The organism is Pseudomonas sp. TE6283 (assembly GCF_054060555.1).
The window spans coordinates 52178-69265 of record NZ_JBSSDH010000021.1; the positions used below are offsets into that span (position 1 = coordinate 52178).

Here is a 17088-nt window from a genome sequence, read left to right on the forward strand (position 1 = left end):
ATGTTTCAAACAACTGTTTGTCAGGCGGAGTAGTCATGGCCCAATCGGAAACCGTTGAACGCATCCTCGATGCGGCGGAGCAGCTGTTCGCGGAGCGCGGGTTCGCGGAAACCTCATTGCGGCTGATCACCAGCAAGGCCGGGGTCAACCTGGCGGCGGTGAACTACCATTTCGGTTCGAAGAAAGCCCTGATCCAGGCGGTGTTCTCGCGCTTCCTGGGGCCGTTCTGCGCAAGCCTGGAGCGCGAGCTGGAGCGCCGCCAGGCGCGTCCCGAGCAGAAGGCCTCGCTTGAGGAACTGCTGGAAATGCTGGTGGAGCAGGCCCTGGCCGTGCAGCCGCGCAGCAACAACGACCTGTCGATCTTCATGCGCCTGCTGGGCCTGGCCTTCAGCCAGAGCCAGGGCCACCTGCGGCGCTACCTGGAAGACATGTACGGCAAGGTGTTCCGCCGCTACATGCTGCTGGTCAACGAGGCCGCGCCGCGTATTCCGCCGCTGGAGCTGTTCTGGCGCGTGCACTTCATGCTTGGCGCCGCGGCGTTCAGCATGTCGGGGATCAAGGCCCTGCGGGCCATCGCCGAGACCGATTTCGGCATCAACACCTCGATCGAGCAGGTCATGCGCCTGATGGTGCCGTTCCTGGCCGCCGGCATGCGCGCCGACAGCGGCGTCACCGACGAGGCCATGGCCACGGCGCAGTTGCGTCCGCGCAGCAAGTCCGCCGCCCCCGCCAAGGCCTGAGCACTGGGCGGGGCAGGGCGCTTGCGCTAAGCTAACGCCCATGCCAGACCTTGTCTCCCGCCGCATTTTCCGCCACCACGGCCGCTTCGCCACTGAACCATCGGGCAGTTCGTTGTCCGATGGTTGCGTGTGCCTGCGCCACGGCGAAGCGCCCCTGGACCTCCCATGAAGGACTCCCTATGACTGCCAGCCTGCAAGGCTCCCTGATGGTGGATATCGCCGGTAAATGGCTGACCGCCGAAGACCGCCATTTGTTGCGCCAGCCCGAAGTGGCCGGCCTGATCATCTTTGCCCGCAACATCGACAGTCCGCGCCAGGTGCGCGAGCTGTGCGCGTCGATCCGCGCCATCCGTCCCGAACTGATCCTCGCCGTGGACCAGGAAGGCGGGCGGGTCCAGCGCCTGCGCCAGGGCTTCGTGCGCCTGCCGGCCATGCGCGCGATCGCCGACAACGCCAATGCCGAGTACCTGGCCGAGCAGTGCGGCTGGCTGATGGCCACCGAGGTGCTGGCGGTGGGCCTGGACCTGAGCTTCGCTCCGGTGCTGGACCTTGATCACCAGCGCAGCGCCGTGGTCGGCAGCCGCGCCTTCGAAGGCGATCCACAGCGTGCCACCGCGCTGGCTGGTGCGTTCATCCGCGGCATGAACGCCGCGGGCATGGCTGCCTGCGGCAAGCATTTCCCCGGCCACGGCTGGGCCGAGGCCGACTCCCATGTGGCGATCCCGGTCGACGAGCGCAGCCTGGAGCAGCTGCGCGCGGCCGACCTGGTGCCGTTCACCCGCCTGGGTGGCCAGTTGGCGGCGGTGATGCCGGCCCACGTGATCTATCCGCAGGTCGACAACCAGCCGGCCGGCTTCTCCCGGCGCTGGCTGCAGGACATCCTGCGGGGCGAGCTGGGCTTTGAAGGGGTGATCTTCAGCGACGACCTGTCCATGGCCGGCGCCCATGTGGTGGGTGATGCCGCCAGTCGTATCGAGGCGGCTCTGAGCGCCGGCTGCGACATGGGCCTGGTGTGCAACGACCGGGCGGCGGCTGAACTGGCGTTGAGCGCGGCGCAGCGGATGAAGGTCAAGCCGTCGCCGCGGATCGCGCGGATGCGCGGGCAGGGCTTTGCGCGTACCGATTACCGCCAGCAGCCGCGTTGGCTGGAGGCGCTGGGGGCGTTGAAGGAAGCCCAACTGGTCGATTGACCTTGCGGGGCAAGCCCGTTCCAGCGAAGCCCTGGGGGCTCGTGGGGCGGGCTTTTATTTACTTCGTTTACCCGGCAACGGCGCGAACAGCGCCTCGATCTCTTCATCCCCCAGCCGCCATTGCCCGGCCTGGCCGCCATCGAGCAGCCCGGCCGCCAGCGCCGCCTTCTCCTGCTGCAACTGCTGGATCTTCTCCTCCACCGTCCCCCGGGTGATCAGCTTGAACACGAACACCGGCTTGTCCTGGCCGATACGGTAGGCACGGTCGGTGGCCTGGTTTTCGCTGGCCGGGTTCCACCACGGGTCGTAGTGGATCACGGTGTCGGCGGCGGTCAGGTTCAGTCCGGTGCCGCCGGCCTTGAGGCTGATCAGGAACACCTCGCTGTCGCCGTCCTGGAACTGCTGTACCGGTGCGCGGCGGTCGCGGGTGTCGCCGGTCAGCAGGCTGTAGCGGATGCCACGCTTCTCCAGCTCGAACTCGATCAGCGCCAGCATCGAGGTGAACTGCGAGAACAGCAGTACCTTGCGCCCCTCGCTGAGCAGCTCCTCGAGCATTTCCAGCAGGCTGCCCAGCTTGCCTTTGTCGGCGAATGTGCCCTTGGCCTCGGTGCCCTTGACCAGGCGCAGGTCGCAGCACACCTGGCGCAGCTTGAGCAGCGCGTCGAGGATGACGATCTGGCTGCGGGCGGCGCCGTTGCGGGCGATTTCGTCGCGGACCTTCTTGTCCATCGCCACCCGTACCGCCTCGTAGGTGTCGCGCTGGGCGTCGCTGAGCTCGACCCAGTGGATCATCTCGGTCTTGGCCGGCAGCTCGGTGGCCACCTGCTCCTTGGTACGGCGCAGCAGGAACGGGCGGATGCGGCTGGCCAGGTGGGCCATGCGCTCGGCGTCGCCGTGGCGCTCGATCGGGGTGCGGTAGTCCTGGGTGAAGCGCTTGCTGTCACCCAGCCAGCCGGGCATCAGGAAGTGGAAGATCGACCACAGTTCGCCGAGGTTGTTCTCCATCGGGGTGCCGGTCAGGCACAGCCGCTGGCTGGCCTGCAGCTCACGCACCGCCTGGGCGGCCTTGCTGGTGCTGCTCTTGATGTTCTGCGCCTCGTCCAGTACCAGCAGGTGCCAGGGCTGGGCCTTGAGGTGTTCCAGGTCGCGAGGGACGAGGGCGTAGGTGGTCAGTACCAGGTCGTAGTCGGCCAGGTTGGCGAAGTGCTTGCTGCGACCGGGGCCGTGCAGGGCCAGGATGCGCAGGTCGGGGGCGAAGCGCCGGGCCTCGTCGAGCCAGTTGGGCACCAGGCTGGTGGGCATCACCGCCAGTGCCGGGTGGACCAGGCGCCCGGATTCCTTCTCCAGTAGCAGGTGGGCCAGGGTCTGCAGGGTCTTGCCCAGGCCCATGTCGTCGCCAAGGATGCCGCCGGTGCCCATTTCGCGCAGGGCCTGCAGCCAGTTCAGGCCTTGCTGCTGGTAGGGGCGCAGGCTGGCGTTCAGGCCCTTGGGCGGCGTCACCTGCAGGTCGCGGGCGTCACGCAGGCGCCGGCCCAGGTCGCGGACATGGCTGCCGCCTTGCCATTGCAGTGGCAGGTGGTCGATGTCGTTCAGGCGCGCGGCGTCGGCGCGCTCCAGGCGCAGGCTCGGGCCGCTGGCGTCCTCATGCAGGTACAGCTCGCCCAGGGTGCCCATCACCGCCTTGATCCGCCCGTAGGGCAGGGCGACCCGCAGCGCCGGGCTGTCGTGGCGGGCGCGGTTGAGGTCGATCAGCAGGTGTTCATCGTCACTGCGCCGCGCCAGCTCGCTGGGGCGCAGCAGCTCGGGGCTGGCGCGTAGTAGCTGCAGGACTATTGGCAGCAGGCTGTGGCGCTGGCCGTCGACGACGATGCCCAGCTCCAGGTCGAACCATTCGTGGCCCGGCGCCTCGTCGATGGTGGCGTACCAGTCGTCGACCTCGTGCAGGTTGAAAGCGAAGTCGCGGTGCACGTCAATGGCCCAGCCGGCCTCGCGCAGGCGCGGCAGGCCTTCGCGGGCGAAGCGCAGCCAGGCTTCGTCGTCGGGCAGTTGGTACATTTCACCGGCGCTGTCAGGCAGGGCCTTGCTCTGGCGGGTGGCGGGCTTGAAGCCCTGCTCGCGCAACACCTTGCGCAGGGCCTGCTCGGCCTGGGGCTGGCGGCGGATGCGCTGGCTGGTGCTGCCCACCAGGCGGCTCAGTGGCTTGTCTTCACCGCCGCTGGCGCGCAGGCCGTCGTAGTCGAACGCCAGCGCGGCGCGGTGCTGCATCTGCCGTTGCATGCGTCCGGTCTTGGGCGTGTAGGCGCTGAACTCGAGGCTGCCGAGGGTCAGGTGCGGGATCGGCTCGATGTTGTCGAGCTGTTCCTGTTGCACGGTAGTGGGCGTCGGCAGTTGATGATTGAGGGCGTTGAGCTTGTGGCTGAGGGGCACGATAAGGTGTTCCGGTACATCGGGAGCAAGGGACAGCTGCAGGGCGGTGTGCGGATCCAGGTCGTGGGAAACGGTGCCGACTTCCTGGGTGTCGATGTCGAAGTAGTACAGCGGCACCAGCGGCAGCACGCAATCGAGCGGTACCTCGCCGTTGTACCACAGGCCGCGATAGTCGCCGTTGTCCAGGCGTACCCAGCGGAACGCTGCCTGGCGGGGCGCGCCCGGGATCAGCAGGGGCAGGCCTTCGATGAACATCATGCGCCCGGTGTCCAGTGCCCGTTGCAGCAGCTCGCCGCCTTCGTGTCCCTTGAGTGGATAACCGCGCTCATGGCCGTAGGGTGCAGTCTGCGCCGAGAGCTGGCGCAGGATGCGCAGGTCCTCGTCCTTGACGAACTTCGGCGGCTCGTAGAGCAGTTCGTACAGCGACTGGACGCGGCTGTAGCGAATGCCGTGCTCTTCGCGGCTGCCTTTGCGCACACGCAGCGCGCAACTCTGGTCGTCGTTGAGTATCAGCTGGTAGCAGACCATGCGGCCGCGCTTGTCCTGCGTGGCGTCTTGTCGCGGCGTAGGCGGCTCCAGCCCCTGCAGCCAGTGCTGCAGGTGATGGGGCAGCTGGTCGCCGTTGGCCGCGACGTGTCCGTAGCTGTTGGCCAGGGTATAGAGCGCGGCGGCGCAGTGCTTGCAGTTGGTGCCGACCGGACAGGAGCAGTCGCCGCGCACATGGCACTGCCCGGAGGGGCCGGCAGTGATGATGATCCGCTGGCGGTAGACGTTGCCGCCGCTGCCGTGGCAGGTGGATTCGATGCGCGAGTCGCCGTGGGACTGGATCTGCACCAGGCCCTGTTCGGCGTACCGTTCGCCCCGTTGCAGGGTGGCTGCGGAAAAGTCGCGCTTCCAGCTCGGGTTCTCGGCTGCCAGCTTCTGCACATCGGCGTTCACGTCACTGCTCCATCATTTCCGGGTCCGGCAGTGGGATCTTGCGCATGCCGGCCGGCGAAACCCTGAGCAGCAGCGCCAGGTGACCGCCATCGAAGAAGGTCAGCTGGCCGGCCTTCATGTTGCTGTTGTTCTGCTTGAGCTGTTCGCTCTGCAGCACGCTGCCGTTGCCGTCGAGCTGGTTGACCCAGAAGTTGGCGTCGACGGCGATGAAGCGATCTTCCCTGATGCTCAGGTTGCCCTCGATGGGGAAGTGGCCGAACTGTTCGTCGCCGGCGCCCAGGGCGACAGTCTCGGTGTCCTGCTGCCAGGCCTTGTGCAGCAGCACGGTGTAGTCGGCGGTGGCCTGCAGGCGGGTGACTTCATCACCCAAGCCGGTTGGACGCTCGGCGCCTTTTTCCAGGCGCGGCGCGCCGGCGCTCCAGTCTTCCGGGGCGAAGGGGCTGGTGATCGCCGGCACGGCGTTCTGCCGCACCAGGATCATTTCTACCTGGTAGGGGCCTGCGGCGAAGGCAGCCGGCGCGAGCAGGGCCAGCAGCAGGGTCAGGCAACGGATGGCACGCATGAAGCTTCCTTATGGATTTTGTGGAGTGAGGCGCTCGAACAGCGCTTCCAGGGTGTTGAAACGTTCTTCGGGGCGTTCCATCGGCACCAGGAAGCGGAACTGGGTCGCGCCTTCGAACTTGTAGCGTTTGGGCTGGCCCTGGATCAGCTTGATCAGGGTCAGCGGGTCGACCGGGGTCTCGGCCTCGAACTCGAGCTTGCCGCCGTTGGGGCCGGCGTCGACTTTCTTGATGCCGAGCTTTTCCGCCTGCAGCTTGAGCAGGGTCAGGCGCATCAGGTTCTTGGTCGGCTCCGGCAGCAGGCCGAAGCGGTCGATCATTTCCACCTGCAGGTCCTTGAGGCCCTCTTCGTCGGCCGCCGAGGCGATGCGCTTGTAGAGGATCAGGCGTGCATGCACGTCGGGCAGGTAGTCCTCGGGGATCAGCGCCGGCAGGCGCAGGTTGATCTCCGGGCCGCCGCCCAGCGGCTGCTCGAGGTTCGGCTGGTTGCCCTTGCGGATGGCCTTGACCGCGCGCTCGAGCATTTCCATGTACAGGGTGAAGCCGACGGCCTGGATCTGCCCGCTCTGGCCTTCGCCAAGCAGTTCGCCGGCGCCGCGGATCTCCAGGTCGTTGGTGGCCAGGACGAAGCCCGCGCCCAGGTCCTGGGTGTTGGCGATGGCCTCCAGGCGTTTCTCGGCATCGGCACTGATCTGCTGGCGCGGCGGCGTCAGCAGGTAGGCATAGGCCTGGTGGTGGCTGCGCCCGACCCGGCCGCGCAGCTGGTGCAGCTGGGCCAGGCCGAACTTGTCGGCGCGCTCGATGACAATGGTGTTGGCGCTGGGCACGTCGATGCCGGTCTCGATGATGGTCGAGGCGATCAGCACGTTGAAGCGCTTGTGGTAGAAGTCGCTCATCACCTGTTCGAGTTCGCGCTCGCGCATCTGCCCGTGACCGATGCCGATGCGCGCCTCGGGCACCAGTTCGGCCAGTTCCGCGGCGCACTTCTCGATGGTCTTGACGTCGTTGTGCAGGTAGTACACCTGGCCGCCGCGCAGCAGTTCGCGCAGCAGCGCTTCCTTGACCGTGCTCTTGTTCTGCTCCATGACGAAGGTGCGCACCGACAGGCGCCTGGCCGGCGGAGTGGCGATGATCGACAGGTCGCGCATGCCCGACACCGCCATGTTCAGCGTGCGGGGAATCGGCGTTGCGGTCAGGGTGAGGATGTCCACTTCGCTGCGCAGGGCCTTGAGCTGTTCTTTCTGGCGCACGCCGAAGCGGTGTTCCTCGTCGATGATGGCCAGGCCCAGGTCCTTGAAGCGCACATCATCCTGCAGCAGCTTGTGGGTGCCGATGAGAATGTCGATCTTGCCTTCGGCCAGTTCCGCCGCGGCGCTGGCGACTTCCTTGGCCGACTTGAAGCGGCTCATCACCTCGACCTTCACCGGCCAGTCGGCGAAGCGGTCGCGGAAGCTGTTGTAGTGCTGCTGGGCGAGCAGGGTGGTGGGTACCAGCACCGCCACCTGGCGGCCACTGTGCACGGCGATGAAGGCGGCGCGCATGGCCACTTCGGTCTTGCCGAAGCCGACGTCGCCGCAGACCAGGCGGTCCATGGGCTGGCCGGCGAGCATGTCGGCGCGTACCGCCTCGATGGCGGCCTGCTGGTCGGGGGTTTCCTCGAACGGGAAGCCGGCACTGAAGGTGGCGTAGTCGGCGGCCGGGTCGGCGAAAGCATAGCCTTTGCGCGCGGCGCGGCGGGCATAGATGTCAAGCAGCTCGGCGGCGACGTCGCGCACCTGTTCGGCGGCCTTGCGCTTGGCTTTCTGCCAGGCTTCGGAGCCCAGCCGGTGCAAAGGCGCCAGGGCGTCGTCGCTGCCGGTGTAGCGGGCGATCAGGTGCAGGTTGGCCACCGGCACGTAGAGTTTGGCGCCCTCGGCGTATTCGAGGGTGAGGAACTCGGCGGCCTGGCCGTCGATCTCCAGGGTCGCCAGGCCCAGGTAGCGGCCCACGCCATGGTCGATGTGCACCACCGGGGCGCCTTCGCGCAGCTCGGTGAGGTTCTTGATCACCGCGTCGTTGGCCGCCTCGCCGCGTTTCTCGCGGCGCCGGCGCTGCATCACGCGCTGGCCGAACAGCGGGCTTTCGGCGACCAGGGCCAGGCTGGGGTCGTCCAGCAGCAGGCCGTCGTCCAGCGGCGCGATGGTGATCGCCAGGCGTTCGCCGCCATTGACGAAGTCGGCCCAGCCGTCGACGGTGTGCGGGCGCAGCTTCAGGCGTTCGAGCAGCTCCAGCAGCACTTCGCGCCGGCCCGCCGATTCCGCCGTAAACAGCACCCGGCCGGGGAACTGGTCGAGGAAGTTCGCCAGTTCCGCCAGCGGCTGGTTGGCCTTGGCCTCGATGGCCAGGTTGGGCAGGGCGCGGGCCGGAAAGCGCTCGCGGCCGACGCCGGGCTCGACGTCGTCGGCACCGATCACCACCCGTGGCCATTGCTTGAGGCGGGCGAAGCAGTCCTCCACCGGCATGAACAGCTCCGCCGGCGGCAGCAGCGGTCGGCTGAGGTCGCCGCGGCGCTCTTCATAGCGCCCGCGCACGTCGTTCCAGAAATGCTCGGCGGCCTGCTCCACGCCCGGCAGGGAGAACACCTGGGTGTCCGCCGGCAGGTAGTCGAACAGGGTGGCGGTCTCTTCGAAGAACAGCGGCAGGTAGTACTCGATGCCGGCGGGGATGATGCCGCTGGTGAGGTCCTGGAAGATCGCGCTGCGGCGGAAGTCCACGTCGAAGCGTTCGCGGAAGCGCGCCTTGAAGCGCGTCACCTCGTCCTTCTGCATGGGAAACTCGCGCGCCGGCAGCAGTCGGATCGAGTCGACCTTGTCGATCGAGCGCTGCGACTCCGGGTCGAAGGTGCGCAGGGTCTCGATCTCGTCGTCGAACAGGTCGATGCGGTACGGCTGCTTGCTGCCCATGGGGAACAGGTCGATCAGCGCGCCGCGCACGGCGAACTCGCCATGCTCGTAGACCGTGTCGACGCAGCGGTAGCCGCTGGCCTCGAGGCGCGTGCGCATCTGCTCGACGTCGATCTTCTGGCCGACGTCCAGCACCAGGCTGCTGCCCAGCAGGAAGCGCGTGGGGGCCAGGCGGTGCAGGGCGGTGGTGATCGGCACGACCAGGATGCCGTGGTCCAGCTCCGGCAGCCGGTAGAGGCTGGCGATGCGCTGGGAGATGATGTCCTGGTGCGGCGAGAACAGGTCGTAGGGCAGGGTTTCCCAGTCGGGGAACGGCAGCACCGGCAGCGCCGGCGCGAAGAAGCGCAGCTCCTGCTCGAGGCGGTCGGCCGCCTGGCTGTCGGCGGTCAGCAACAGGGTGAAGCGACCGGCGGTACTGGCCGCCTCGGCGATGGCCAGGCTCAAGGCGGCGCCGGGCAGGTTGCCCCAGGTTTGTTTGCCGGCCGTGGCCGACATTTGCGGTAGGCGCAGAACTGACACGGGAGATCGGACTCCAAGCGATGCGGCAAAGAGGTCGATTGTACCGGTGCCGGGGCTCGCTGTCAGGCTCGCGAGGGCATGACGACGGGGTCTGGCGTCGGCGACAGGCGCTCATTGCCCGATACGCCGAGGGGCGTCATAATGTAGCCCCTTTTTTGTTCCCCTACATGTGGAAGGTTACCGTGACTCAGAAGCCCGACCAGTGTCTTGGTGAGTGGATCGATCGTGAAGCCCTGGCTGAAGCGATGATCCCGCTTATCGGTCAGCTCTACCGCAACAACAACGTGGTGAGCTCGATCTATGGCCGCAGCCTGATCAACCGTTCGGTTATCTCGATCCTCAAAGCCCACCGCTTTGCCCGTCACCGTCAGACCGACGAGACCGAGCTGTCCGTCCACGAGACATTCCCCCTGCTCAAGGCCATGAGCGAGCTGAAACTGGGTGCCGCCTCGGTGGACCTGGGCAAGCTGGCCAACAAGTTCAAGGCCGAAGGCAACGGCCGCAGCGCCGAGCAGTTCGTCCGTGACGAACTGGCCGACGTCGTGGGTCAGCAGAACGCTTCCGCACGCAAGGGCACCGACGTCGTCCTGTACGGCTTCGGCCGTATCGGCCGCCTGCTGGCGCGCATCCTGATCGAGAAGACCGGTGGTGGCGACGGCCTGCGCCTGCGCGCCATCGTCGTGCGCAAGGGCGCCGAGAACGACCTGGTCAAGCGCGCCAGCCTGCTGCGCCGCGACTCGGTGCACGGTCCGTTCGACGGCACCATCGTCATCGATGAAGCCAACAACACCATCACCGCCAACGGCAACCTGATCCAGGTGATCTACGCCAAGAGCCCGAGCGAAGTCGACTACACCCAGTACGGCATCCACGATGCGCTGATCGTCGACAACACCGGCGTATGGCGTGACGCCGACGGCCTCGGCCAGCACCTGGCCTGCCCGGGCGCTGCTCGCGTGATCCTCACCGCACCTGGCAAGGGCGCGCTGAAGAACATCGTGCACGGCATCAACCACGGCGACATCAGCGCCGACGACAAGATCATCTCGGCGGCGTCCTGCACCACCAACGCCATCGTGCCGGTGCTCAAGGCCATCAACGACCAGTACGGCATCGTCAACGGCCACGTCGAAACCGTTCACTCGTTCACCAACGACCAGAACCTGATCGACAACTTCCACAAGGGCAGCCGTCGTGGCCGCGCCGCGCCGCTGAACATGGTCATCACCGAGACCGGTGCCGCCACCGCCGCCGCCAAGGCCCTGCCGGTGCTCAAGGGCAAGCTGACCGGCAATGCCATCCGTGTGCCGACGCCGAACGTGTCGATGGCCATTCTCAACCTGAACCTCGAGAAGGCCACCACCCGCGAAGAGCTGAACGAGTACCTGCGCCAGACCGCCATGCACTCGGAGCTGCACAAGCAGATCGACTACGTCAGCTCCCAGGAAGTGGTGTCCACCGACTTCGTCGGCTCGCGCCACGCCGGTGTGGTCGACGCCGAGGCGACCATCTGCAACGACAACCGCGTTGTCCTGTACGTCTGGTACGACAACGAGTTCGGTTACAGCTGCCAGGTGGTACGCGTGATGGAAGACATGGCTGGTGTGAACCCGCCAGCGTTTCCACGCTGATCCGCTTGTAATGCGTTGAAAAAACGGGAACCTTCGGGTTCCCGTTTTTTTTGCTCCTCGCATCAGCGCGGTCGCTGTGGGCCGGTCATCCGAGAAATCCATGTTGCGCACAGTTCTTCCGCTTTGCCTGTTGTTGCTGTCAGCCTGCAATCAAGGCCCCACCCTCGAGCGCTTCGGCGGCCCGACCATGGGCAGCAGCTACAGCATCCAGTACGTGCGCCAACCCGGCGGCCCTGCGCCCGAGCAGGTCCAGGCCGAGGTCGAGGCCATCCTCCAGGCCATCGACGCCCGCTACTCCACCTACCGCGGCGACTCTACCGTCAGCCGTTTCAACCAGCTCCCGGCCAATCAGTGCCTGCCCATCGACGCCGACCTGTTCGAGCTGGCCAGCTTCGGCCAGCACCTGGCCGAGCAGAGCCGGGGTGCCTTCGACCTCACCGTTGAGCCACTGCTCGACCTCTGGGGCTTTGGCCCGCAGGCCCGCGAGATGCACGTGCCCGACCCGCAGGCGCTGGCACGTGCACGTGAGCGTGTGGGCTACCGGCACCTGCGCATCGAGGGTGACGCCCTGTGCAAGGACGCCCCCATCGAGCTGGACTTCAACAGCATCGCCGCTGGCCACGCCGTCGACCTGATCGCCCAGCGCCTGCGCGGCATGGGCATCGAGGCGTTTCTCGCCGAAGCCACCGGCGAGCTCAAGGTCGTGGGCCGCAAGCCCGACGGCAGTGCCTGGCGGGTGGCCCTGGAGCTGCCGCGCGAGGATCGCCAGATCGCCCGCCAGGTCATCGACGTGGAGGACATGGCCGTGTCGACCTCGGGTGACTATCGGCATTATTTCGAGGACAATGGCCGGCGCTATTCGCACACCTTCGACGCCCATCTCGGGCGCCCGGTCGAGCACGACCTGGCGGCGGTGACGGTGCTCGACGGCTCGGCGCTGCAGGCCGACGGCTACTCGACCCTGCTGTTGATCCTCGGGCCGCAGCAGGGCTGGGATTTCGCCGTCGCCCACGGCATTGCCGCGGTACTGGTGACCCGGGTCGAGGGTGGTTTCGTCTCCCGTTCCACGCCGGCCTTCGAGCGGGTGGTGAAAGGCGAGTGAAAGGCAAGCCACGGATGATCAATGCCAGGGAAGCGGTGAAACGACATGTAGTGCAGGCAATAATGGCCTACGACGCGACCAAGGGTTAATGTGCGCGGCGTTCACGCTTGATTAGACTGCACCCGAATTTTCTCATGGCGCCCCGGCGACATGATCGCGCCCCGCGGCCATCCGGCCGGCGGGCCAGTTCTGAAGGAGTACGCATGGCTGTCTACAACTACGACGTAGTGGTGCTGGGTTCCGGCCCGGCCGGAGAAGGCGCGGCAATGAACGCCGCCAAAGCAGGGCGCAAGGTGGCCATGGTCGACAGCCGTCGCCAGGTCGGCGGCAACTGCACCCACCTGGGCACTATCCCGTCCAAGGCGCTGCGTCACTCCGTGCGGCAGATCATGCAGTTCAACACCAACCCGATGTTCCGCGCCATCGGCGAGCCGCGCTGGTTCTCCTTCCCCGACGTGCTCAAGAGCGCCGAGAAAGTCATCAGCAAGCAGGTTGCCTCGCGTACCGGCTACTACGCGCGCAACCGCGTCGATGTGTTCGTCGGCACCGGCAGCTTCGCCGACGAGCAGACCGTCGAAGTGGTCTGCCCCAACGGCGTGGTCGAGAAGCTCAACGCCAAGCACATCATCATTGCCACCGGCTCGCGTCCGTATCGCCCGGCCGACATCGACTTCCACCACCCGCGGGTCTACGACAGCGACACCATCCTCAGCCTGAGCCACACCCCACGCAAGCTGATCGTCTACGGCGCCGGGGTGATCGGTTGCGAATACGCCTCGATCTTCAGCGGCCTGGGTGTGCTGGTCGAGCTGGTCGACAACCGCGGCCAGTTGCTGAGCTTCCTCGACTCGGAAATCTCCCAGGCGCTGAGCTACCACTTCAGCAACAACAACATCACCGTGCGCCACAACGAGGAATACGACCGCGTCGAAGGCCTGGACAACGGGGTGATCCTGCACCTGAAGTCGGGCAAGAAGATCAAGGCCGACGCCTTGCTGTGGTGCAACGGCCGTACCGGCAACACCGACAAGCTGGGCCTGGAGAACATCGGCATCAAGGTCAACAGCCGTGGCCAGATCGAGGTCGACGAGACCTACCGCACCAGCGTGCCGAACATCTATGGCGCCGGTGACGTGATCGGCTGGCCGAGCCTGGCCAGCGCTGCCCACGACCAGGGCCGCTCGGCCGCCGGCAGCATCGTCGACAACGGCAGCTGGCGCTTCGTCAACGACGTGCCGACCGGCATCTACACCATTCCGGAGATCAGCTCGATCGGCAAGAACGAGCAGGAACTGACCCAGGCCAAGGTGCCCTATGAAGTGGGCAAGGCCTTCTTCAAGAGCATGGCCCGCGCGCAGATCGCCGGCGAGCCGCAAGGCATGCTGAAGATCCTGTTCCATCGCGAGACCCTGGAAGTCCTTGGCGTGCACTGCTTCGGCTACCAGGCCTCGGAGATCGTCCACATCGGCCAGGCGGTGATGAACCAGCCGGGCGAACAGAACAACCTGAAGTACTTCGTCAACACCACCTTCAACTACCCGACCATGGCCGAGGCCTATCGGGTAGCTGCCTACGATGGTCTGAACCGGCTTTTTTGAGCGGCTCCGACCGGTGGCCTGAGCCGGTCGGGGAGACCGATTTCAGCCCTACCCGAGGGTGGTCCTGGCCAAACCGGGAAAGTCTGTAATCAGGCTGTCCACGCCAAAGTCGGCGAGCCGGCGCATCAGCGCCGGTTCGTTGACCGTCCATACCGACACATGCAGGCCCTGGCGCTGCGCCTTGATCAGGCGTTCGGGGGTGCACAGCGTCCAGTTCAACGCCAGCATCTCGCAGTCGTAGTTCTGCGCGACCTTCAGCGGGTCGAGCCAGGCGTACTCGGCAACCAGTCCACGCTTGATGTCGGGTACCAGCTCCTGGGCGGCGCCCAGCACTTCCCGTGAGCTCGAGGTGATGGTCACCTTGTCCAGCAGGTCATGCTGCTGGGCCAGTTCGCGGATCGCCAGCACGGTGCTGGCGGCACGGGTGCGCGAGGCGCTCTTGACCTCCAGCTGCCAGTGCTCGAACGGGCACTTCTCGAACAACTCCTCGAGCCGCGGGATGGGGCAGGGCTGCACATGGCCCGGGCCGCCCTTGCGCGCATCGTAGGTGACCAGCTCGGCGGCGGTGTGCTCGACCACCTTGCCGCGCCGGCCAGTGGTGCGCTTGAGGGTCGGATCATGGATCACCATCAGCTCGTTGTCGGCCGACAGGTGCAGGTCGAGTTCGCAGCGGGTCACGCCATGGGACAGGCACTGGCGAAAGCTCTGCAGGGTATTCTCGGGCGCTTCGCCCTTGGCGCCGCGGTGGCCATAGATCAAGGTCACGTTCGTTCCTTCAAATCAGAGAGAAAAGGGCTTCAGGAAGCGGGGTCGTTCTGTTCCAGCGCCTGGCGTCGTTGCTGTTGCTGGCGCTGCAGGATGTAGCGGGCCAGCAGCTGGCGCTGGGCGTCGGTCATGTCGATGAACTCGGTACCTACCTCGTAATCGCCATCCGGGCGCGGGTCGCAATGGGTGACCCGGCCGCGCAGGAGCAGGCCATGGGCGCGCGGCATCAGCACCATCTTCACCTTGACCCGAGTGCCGGGGGCGATCTTCTGCGCCTGGGCGAACTCGATGCCGCCTTCGGAGATGATCACCGCTTGCGGCTGGCCGATTTCACCGATCAGGGTCTGGGCGACCACGGCGCTGAGCAGGTCGAGGCGTTTGTTCTGGGCGCGCAGGAAGGCGGCCAGGGTGCGGTCTTTTTCGCTCAGCTGGCGCAACAGGTGCTGCGACTCGAAGTCTGAAAGGTGCAGCTCGCTGAGCAGGTTGAACAGCTCGGAATCATCCTGCAACAGTTCTGTTTCAAGGGCTTCGGCCGCGCTGAGGGGGCTGATTTGAAGTGCGATCCGATCTTCGATGCGGTAGTATTCGCGGCGATCTTCTTCGTCTAATGTCGTCATGGCGAACCCAAGGTTACGGCGGTGGTCCGAGTGTAAAGCCGCCGTAGGCGCCTCGCCACAAGGACGTTCCCTTTCATCCGAACAAGCCCCGACATGTTCAGACCTCTATTCGTATTCATTGGTACGCGTTACACCCGTGCCAAGCGCCGCAATCACTTCGTCTCGTTCATTTCGCTCACCTCGATGATCGGCCTCGCCCTGGGCGTGGTGGTGATGATCGTGGTGCTCTCGGTGATGAACGGGTTCGACCACGAGATGCGTACCCGCGTGCTGGGGATGATTCCCCACGCAACGCTGGAGACTGGCCAGCCGATCGACGACTGGCAGGCCCTCGCCTCTAAAGTAAAGCAGAATCCGCAGGTGCTGGCGGTCGCGCCATTCACCCAGATGCAGGGCCTGCTGACCCATGAAGGCAAGGTGCAGAAGGTGCTGCTCAACGGTATCGACCCGGCCCGCGAGCGCGAGGTGTCGATCATCGACAAGTTCGTCCTTGACGGTAGCCTCGACAAGCTGGCCCCGGGCGAGTGGGGCATCATGATCGGCGACAAGGCCGCGCAGAAGCTGGGCGTGGGCATCGGCGACAAGCTGACCTTCGTCGCCCCCGAGGTCAGCGTCACCCCGGCGGGGATGTTCCCGCGCATGAAGCGCTTTACCGTGGTCGGCACCTTCCATGTCGGCGCCGGTGAGATCGACGGCTACCTGGGCCTGACCAACATCGCCGACCTGTCGCGCCTGCACCGCTGGAAGGCCGACCAGGTCCAGGGCGTGCGCCTGAAGTTCGACGACCTGTTCCAGGCCCCGCGGGCCTCTTGGGCCATCGCCCAGCAGCTGGGCGAGCAGGAGTTCTACCCGCGTGACTGGACCCGCACCCACGGCAACCTGTACCAGGCGATCCGCATGGAGAAATCCATGATCGGCCTGCTGTTGCTGCTGATCGTCGCGGTGGCGGCGTTCAACATCATTTCCACCCTGGTGATGGTGGTCAACGACAAGCGCGGCGACATCGCCATCCTGCGCACCCTGGGCGCCACGCCTGGGCAGATCATGGCCATCTTCATGGTCCAGGGCACGGTGATCGGCGTGGTCGGCACGCTGATCGGCGCGGTGCTGGGCATCCTCGGCGCGCTCAACGTGAGTGCGGCCATCGCCGGCATCGAGACCCTGATCGGGCACAAGTTCCTCAATGCCGACGTGTACTTCATCGATTACCTGCCGTCGCAGATCCAGGCCCAGGACGTGTACATGGTCTGTGGTGCGGCGCTGGTCCTGAGTTTCTTCGCCACCCTGTATCCGGCCTGGCGCGCTTCGCGCACCCAGCCGGCGGAGGCGCTACGTTATGAGTGAGTCGCGCATGAGTGATAAAGCCGTGTTGAGCTGCCGCAACCTGGGCAAGAGCTACGAGGAAGGCCCGGAGTCGGTCCAGGTCTTGTCGGGGTTGAACCTCGAACTGCATCCGGGCGAGCGGGTGGCCATCGTCGGCAGCTCGGGCTCGGGCAAGAGTACCTTGCTCAACCTGCTTGGCGGTCTCGACACGCCGAGCCAGGGCAGCGTCTGGCTGGCCGGCGAGGAGCTGTCGGCGCTGGGCGAGCGGGCCCGCGGCCTGCTGCGCAACCGCGCCCTGGGCTTCGTCTACCAGTTCCACCACCTGCTAGCAGAGTTCACCGCCCTGGAAAACGCCTGCATGCCGCTGCTGATCGGCAAGACGCCGATCGCCGAGGCCCGCGAGCGTGCCGAGGCGCTGCTCAAGCGCGTTGGCCTGGGGCACCGGTTGAATCACAAGCCGGCCGAGCTGTCCGGTGGTGAGCGCCAGCGTGTGGCGATCGCCCGCGCCCTGGTCAACCGCCCGGGCCTGGTGATGCTCGACGAGCCCACCGGCAACCTCGACCACCACACCGCCCAGGGTATCCAGGAACTGATGCAGGAGCTGTCGAATCACTCGCAGACCGCATTCCTGGTTGTGACCCACGACCTCAACCTGGCGCGGCAGATGGACCGTGTGCTGCGCCTGGAAGACGGGCGCCTGGTGGCGATCTGAGTCGCCTGCATGGGGCGGCCTGA

Annotated in this window: 12 protein-coding genes; 7 read left to right on the forward strand and 5 right to left on the reverse strand. The window is 66.2% G+C overall.

Features of this window, described 5'->3' with window-relative positions; all coding sequences use genetic code 11:
• Positions 1 to 35: 35 nt before the first annotated feature.
• Positions 36 to 740 carry a TetR/AcrR family transcriptional regulator gene (locus ACVWZ5_RS22175; protein WP_028692735.1) on the forward strand — a complete coding sequence of 235 codons (705 nt, stop codon included), beginning with the start codon at positions 36 to 38 and terminating at the stop codon, positions 738 to 740.
• Between the two features lie 191 nt (positions 741 to 931).
• Complete coding sequence (nagZ, locus tag ACVWZ5_RS22180; RefSeq protein WP_196590219.1) at positions 932 to 1930, forward strand: beta-N-acetylhexosaminidase; 999 nt, start codon at positions 932 to 934, stop codon at positions 1928 to 1930.
• A gap of 54 nt (positions 1931 to 1984) precedes the next feature.
• Here nagZ and ACVWZ5_RS22185 read toward each other — a convergent pair whose 3' ends face one another.
• From ACVWZ5_RS22185 to mfd, 3 genes are read right to left on the reverse strand one after another with little or no spacing between them, the layout of a single operon-like run.
• Entirely contained in the window at positions 1985 to 5296 is a 3312-nt protein-coding gene (locus tag ACVWZ5_RS22185; protein ID WP_084941385.1) for a DEAD/DEAH box helicase, read from the reverse strand.
• A gap of 1 nt (position 5297) precedes the next feature.
• A complete protein-coding gene (locus tag ACVWZ5_RS22190) occupies positions 5298 to 5858 on the reverse strand; it encodes a CsiV family protein (protein ID WP_062574611.1) in 561 nt (186 codons plus the stop codon).
• Positions 5859 to 5867: 9 nt separating this feature from the next.
• A complete protein-coding gene (gene mfd / locus ACVWZ5_RS22195) occupies positions 5868 to 9317 on the reverse strand; it encodes a transcription-repair coupling factor (protein WP_028692732.1) in 3450 nt (1149 codons plus the stop codon).
• A gap of 167 nt (positions 9318 to 9484) precedes the next feature.
• Here mfd and ACVWZ5_RS22200 point away from each other — a divergent pair, with 167 nt between their 5' ends.
• The 3 genes from ACVWZ5_RS22200 to sthA all read left to right on the forward strand — a co-directional run bounded on the left by ACVWZ5_RS22200 (position 9485) and on the right by sthA (position 13648).
• Positions 9485 to 10948, forward strand: coding sequence for a glyceraldehyde-3-phosphate dehydrogenase (locus ACVWZ5_RS22200; protein ID WP_036986701.1), 1464 nt, complete (start codon positions 9485 to 9487; stop codon positions 10946 to 10948).
• Between the two features lie 103 nt (positions 10949 to 11051).
• Complete coding sequence (locus ACVWZ5_RS22205; RefSeq protein ID WP_457340860.1) at positions 11052 to 12050, forward strand: FAD:protein FMN transferase; 999 nt, start codon at positions 11052 to 11054, stop codon at positions 12048 to 12050.
• 203 nt (positions 12051 to 12253) lie between these two features.
• The gene (gene sthA / locus ACVWZ5_RS22210) at positions 12254 to 13648 is read left to right on the forward strand and encodes a Si-specific NAD(P)(+) transhydrogenase (protein ID WP_023631920.1); all 1395 of its coding nucleotides are present in this window, start codon (positions 12254 to 12256) and stop codon (positions 13646 to 13648) included.
• Between the two features lie 48 nt (positions 13649 to 13696).
• Here the strand turns inward: sthA and ACVWZ5_RS22215 are convergent, their stop codons facing one another.
• Positions 13697 to 14413: a glycerophosphodiester phosphodiesterase gene (locus ACVWZ5_RS22215; RefSeq protein WP_457340854.1), complete on the reverse strand. Its 717-nt coding sequence runs from the start codon at positions 14411 to 14413 to the stop codon at positions 13697 to 13699.
• Between the two features lie 32 nt (positions 14414 to 14445).
• Complete coding sequence (locus ACVWZ5_RS22220) at positions 14446 to 15030, reverse strand: PilZ domain-containing protein (protein WP_062574607.1); 585 nt, start codon at positions 15028 to 15030, stop codon at positions 14446 to 14448.
• 93 nt (positions 15031 to 15123) lie between these two features.
• On the opposite strand from ACVWZ5_RS22220, the gene ACVWZ5_RS22225 reads away from it, so the two are divergent.
• Both ACVWZ5_RS22225 and lolD read left to right on the forward strand, forming a co-directional pair.
• Entirely contained in the window at positions 15124 to 16374 is a 1251-nt protein-coding gene (locus ACVWZ5_RS22225; RefSeq protein ID WP_028692727.1) for a lipoprotein-releasing ABC transporter permease subunit, read from the forward strand.
• Between the two features lie 7 nt (positions 16375 to 16381).
• A complete protein-coding gene (gene lolD, locus ACVWZ5_RS22230; protein WP_186600556.1) occupies positions 16382 to 17065 on the forward strand; it encodes a lipoprotein-releasing ABC transporter ATP-binding protein LolD in 684 nt (227 codons plus the stop codon).
• Positions 17066 to 17088: the final 23 nt, after the last annotated feature.